Here is a 2180-nt window from a genome sequence, read left to right on the forward strand (position 1 = left end):
CTAGGTGTAGGAGGGCATGACGTTGTTGACTCGGGTCGGTGCCAGTGAGGCCGGAGGAGCGTCTCCGCAGGAGGTATGAGGCCGATGGTAGTTGTAGTGGTTCACCCACACCGCCAGGGCCTCACGCCGAGCTTGCTCTGAGGAGTACGGGCGGGCGTAGAGGACCTCGTCCACCATCAGCCGGTTGTACCTCTCCACCTTCCCGTTATGGCGCGGGGTGTAGGGGCGGATCCGGTGGTGCCGGCCCCCGAGCGAGACCACCTTCGCGGTGAAGTCCACGGCCCGGTAGTTGTTTCCGTTGTCCGTGATCACCCGGTCCACGGTGATGCCGTGCGCGGCGAAGAACGCCCTCGCCCGGCAGTAGAAGCTCACGGTCGTGGCCGCCCGCTCGTCCTCCAACGCCTCGGTGTAGGCCAGCCGGGTGAACCCGTCGATCGCCGAGTGCAGATAGGTGTAGCCGACCCGCCGGCCAGGCCCGCGCTTGGAAGCACGGCCTGCTTCACTGTCACGTCCGTGAGCACGCCAGCCGCCCCCGTCTGGGATCTTCCCGATCTTCTTCACATCCAGGTGCACCATGTGCCCCGGCCCTCTCGCGGTGATCTTCTGGGGTCGTTGGCGCAGGTCTTCTCCGGCCGGGGTCAGGTCCCGTAGGCGGGAGATCCCGGCCCGGTGCAGCCACCGTCCCACGGTACGAAGACACACCCGGTGGCCCTCGGAGACGAGGTGGTGATGGATGCGCCGTGCGGACCACTTGCGCTCCCGCCGCAGGGCGTGGATCTGGGCGACCAAGACCGGATCGAGCTGGGCAGGTGAACGGTGCGGCCGGCTGGGCAGGTCCTGAAGGCCGGCTTCTCCCTGGGCGCGGTAGCGGGCCACCCAGGTGGCCACCGTGGGCCGGCTCACCCGGAACTCGGCTGCCACGTGTGCCTGCGGGATCCCGTCGTGCAGGTGGCGTTGGACCATCCTGAGACGGCCAGTGGGGGTCAGGGGTGCGTTAGCGTGAGTCATGAGCGGGTCTCTTCTGGCAGGTGGGTTGTTGAGGAACTTCCATCCTGCGGGAGAGGTCCGCTCGTCTCATCTCAGCCCGGCACCCATGTCAAGAACCTCATGCCCCACAACACTAGGTGTAAGAGGTCATGACGTTGTTGACTCGTGCCGGGGCCAACGAGGTTGGCGGGGCGTCCCCGCAGGAGGTATGAGGCCGATGGTAGTTGTAGTGGTTCACCCACACCTGCAGGGCCTCACGCCGAGCTTGCTCTGAGGAGTACGGGCGGGCGTAGAGGACCTCATCGACCATCAGCCGGTTGTACCGTTCGACCTTCCCGTTATGGCGCGGGGTGTAGGGGCGGATCCGGTGGTGCCGGCCCCCGAGCGAGACCACCTTCGCGGTGAAGTCCACGGCCCGGTAGTTGTTCCCGTTGTCCGTGATCACCCGGTCCACGGTGATGCCGTGGGCGGCGAAGAACGCCCTCGCCCGGCAGAAGAACCCGATCGTGGTCACCGCCTTCTCGTCCTCCAACGCTTCGGTGTAGGCCAGGCGGGTGTACCCGTCGATCGCCGAGTGCAGGTAGGTGTACCCGACCCGTCGGCCAGGCCCGCGTTTGGCCGCTCGCGCGTTCTCGGAGTCCCGTCCGTGAGCACGCCAGCCGCCCCCGTCAGGGATCTTCCCGATCTTCTTCACGTCCAGGTGCACCATGTGCCCCGGCCCTCTCGCGGTGATCTTCTGGGGTCGTTGGCGCAGGTCTTCTCCGGCCGGGGTCAGGTCCCGTAGGCGGGAGATCCCGAGTCGGTGCAGCCACCGTCCCACGGTACGAAGACACACCCGGTGGCCTTCAGAGACGAGGTGGTGATGGATGCGCCGTGCGGACCACTTGCGCTCCCGCCGCAGGGCGTGGATCTGGGCGACCAGGACCGGATCGAGCTGGGCAGGTGAACGGTGCGGCCGGCTGGGCAGGTCCTGAAGGCCGGCTTCTCCCTGGGCGCGGTAGCGGGCGACCCAGGTGGCCACCGTGGGCCGGCTCACCCGGAACTCGGCGGCCACGTGCGCTTGTGGGATCCCGTCGTGCAGGTGGCGGTGGACCATCCTGAGACGGCCAGTGGGGGTCAGGGGTGCGTTAGCGTGAGTCATGAGTGGGTCTTTTCGGGCAGGTGGGTTGTTGAGGAACTTCCATCCTGCGGGG

The 2180-nt window shown here is 67.4% G+C and carries 2 protein-coding genes; both read right to left on the bottom strand.

The window, feature by feature from the left end:
• The gene (locus tag J1M39_RS10370; RefSeq protein WP_152744246.1) at nt 1-1008 is read right to left on the bottom strand and encodes an IS481 family transposase; all 1008 of its coding nucleotides are present in this window, start codon (nt 1006-1008) and stop codon (nt 1-3) included.
• 112 nt (nt 1009-1120) lie between these two features.
• On the bottom strand, nt 1121-2128 hold the full coding sequence (locus tag J1M39_RS10375; RefSeq protein ID WP_206496756.1) for an IS481 family transposase: 1008 nt from the start codon (nt 2126-2128) through the stop codon (nt 1121-1123).
• Nucleotides 2129-2180: the final 52 nt, after the last annotated feature.

The organism is Micrococcus sp. KRD077 (genome assembly GCF_017168505.1).
GTDB lineage: Bacteria > Actinomycetota > Actinomycetes > Actinomycetales > Micrococcaceae > Micrococcus > Micrococcus luteus.